3 protein-coding genes are annotated in these 2319 nt (G+C 36.7%); all 3 read left to right on the forward strand.

Annotated features, from left to right (window positions below):
* Nucleotides 1-90 precede the first annotated feature (90 nt).
* Complete coding sequence (locus WB217_RS00575) at nucleotides 91-786, forward strand: response regulator (RefSeq protein ID WP_423989648.1); 696 nt, start codon at nucleotides 91-93, stop codon at nucleotides 784-786.
* Nucleotides 779-1783, forward strand: a complete 1005-nt coding sequence (locus WB217_RS00580) for a sensor histidine kinase (RefSeq protein WP_423989650.1) — start codon at nucleotides 779-781, stop codon at nucleotides 1781-1783. The genes WB217_RS00575 and WB217_RS00580 overlap by 8 nt, the downstream gene beginning before the upstream one ends.
* Before the next feature lie 98 nt (nucleotides 1784-1881).
* On the forward strand, nucleotides 1882-2319 hold a 438-nt coding region (locus WB217_RS00585; RefSeq protein WP_423989652.1), incomplete at its 3' end, for an ABC transporter ATP-binding protein.

Below are 2319 nucleotides of genomic sequence, written 5' to 3' on the forward strand. Positions count from 1 at the left end.
AATCAATATAAACATTTGAGGTCTTATGGCACGCAGCAAAATTTTCCTTTACAATATTTATAGAAAATGTAAAAAGTGTGGTGTAGGGTTATGTTTAAAATTATGCTAATCGAAGATGACACATCTTTATTTAATGAAGTCAAAGACCGGCTGACACAATGGTCGTATGATGTTTATGGAATATCAGATTTCGCCAATGTGATGAAGGAATTTGCAACAATTGAACCTGATTTGGTTATTATTGATATCCAGCTGCCTAAATTTGATGGCTTCCATTGGTGCAGGATGATTCGTTCCCATTCAAATGTACCGATTATCTTCCTGTCATCGCGTGATCACCCTACCGACATGGTGATGTCGATGCAGCTTGGCGCAGATGATTTTGTTCAAAAGCCATTTCACTTTGATGTCCTGATCGCTAAGATTCAGGCCATTCTCCGTCGCGTCTATAATTACAGTTCAACCCAAAACAAGCTTAAAACATGGTGCGGAGCCACTATTGATTACGATAAAAACACAATTTCAAATGAAGCAGGCTATATTGATTTAACTAAGAATGAGATTTATATATTAAAATTGTTGATAGAAAAGAAAAACCAAATTGTCACACGTGATGAGGTAATCAATAGCCTATGGGATGATAAAAGGTTTATCAGTGATAATACTCTTACAGTTAATGTGAACCGCCTTCGAAAAAAATTAGAAGAGATAGGGTTGGGTACTAAAATCATCACCAAAGTCGGACAAGGTTATATGGCCGTTGAAGAGGAAATACCAAATGTTTAATACATATTTGAAAGAACGACGAAGCTGGATTTTTTTATTTATAATATTACAAGGTCTCATTGTCTTTATCACTTACATAGATTCAACCATATCCGTCCGCCCTATTCTCTATTATGTTTTTATATCAACGATCATTTTTGCCATCTTTCTCGCTATTCGCTTTTTAAAAGAAACGAAATTCTACCTGGCACTAAAGGAACGCGATGATGCCTTAGACCTAACAAGTATTCCTGAAGCTGTTTCCCCTTTTGAAGAAATTGTTGCTGAAAGCATCCATCTTCTTTCAAAAAGATTTAAAAAAACGGCTGATGCTAGTGAGATGAAGCTTGAGCAGGAAAAGGATGACCTGTTGTCCTGGATTCATGAAGTAAAAACACCTCTTACAGCACTCAGCTTGATGATTGACCGGATAGAAAAACAATCATTGAAAAAAGATATGACATATGAATGGCTAAGAATTCATCTCTTACTTGATCAGCAGCTTCATCAAAAACGGATTCCTTTTATGGAAAATGACTTATATATTCAACAAACTAATTTAGAAGAATTAATTTTCTCCGAAATCAAAACGCTGCAATCATGGTGCATTCAGAAAGGCGTCGGCTTTGAAGTGGATCTAGAGATCGCAGATGTACTATCTGACGCAAAATGGCTCGCCTTCATATTAAGACAGATACTGACAAATGCGGTCAAATATAGTGAGGCTTCTGATATTATGATTAGAAGCTTTCAAGTAGACGATCAGACAATCATGCAAATAGAAGATGCAGGAAGAGGGATTGATCCAAGAGATCTTCATCGTATATTTGATAAAGGCTTCACTTCAACTGCCTACCACCAAGATAACTCTGCTACCGGTATGGGACTTTATCTGGCCAAAAAAGCTGCTAAATCACTAATGATTAATATTATTGTAGAGTCAGTCCATGGCAATGGCACTACTTTTACTCTCTCCTTCCCAAAAACGAATGAATTTGTCAGGATAACAGGCATGTGACAAAAATGTCACATGCCTTTACTGATTGTTCGGTGAATCGAAGGAATCCCATCGTGCGTGATTCTATAATGAAACTATTAAAGAAAGGATGTGCTGTTATGATCGTCTTGGAAGCAAATAAACTCCATAAAACATATGGCAATAAATTTAATAAGCAAGAGGTTCTGAAAGGGCTTGATCTTAAAATCCACAAAGGAGAGTTTGTCAGTATAATGGGTGCTTCTGGTTCAGGCAAAACGACCTTGCTGAATGTTCTCTCTTCCATTGATACCGTAAGTAATGGCTCCATTAAAATTGAAGGACAAGAAATTACTGATCTCAAGGAAAAGCAGCTTGCACAATTTCGCAAGAACCACCTAGGATTTATTTTTCAGGAATATAACCTGCTTGATACATTGACAGTAAAGGAAAATATCCTATTACCGTTATCTGTCAGCAAAACGCCGAAAAAAGAAGCGGAACAAAAATTCGACCTGGTAGCAAGTGAACTCGGCATTTCTGATATTAAAAATAAATACCCAAATGAAATATCCGGT

Source organism: Mesobacillus sp. (assembly GCF_049588175.1).
In the GTDB taxonomy this organism is placed as follows: domain Bacteria; phylum Bacillota; class Bacilli; order Bacillales; family Cytobacillaceae; genus Mesobacillus.

Bases quoted from the DNA above. Each gene is read 5' to 3' on its own strand.
- WB217_RS00575 (WP_423989648.1), top strand. From the start codon at position 91: ATGTTTAAAATTATGCTAATCGAAGATGACACATCTTTATTTAATGAA.
- WB217_RS00580 (WP_423989650.1), top strand. From the start codon at position 779: ATGTTTAATACATATTTGAAAGAACGACGAAGCTGGATTTTTTTATTT.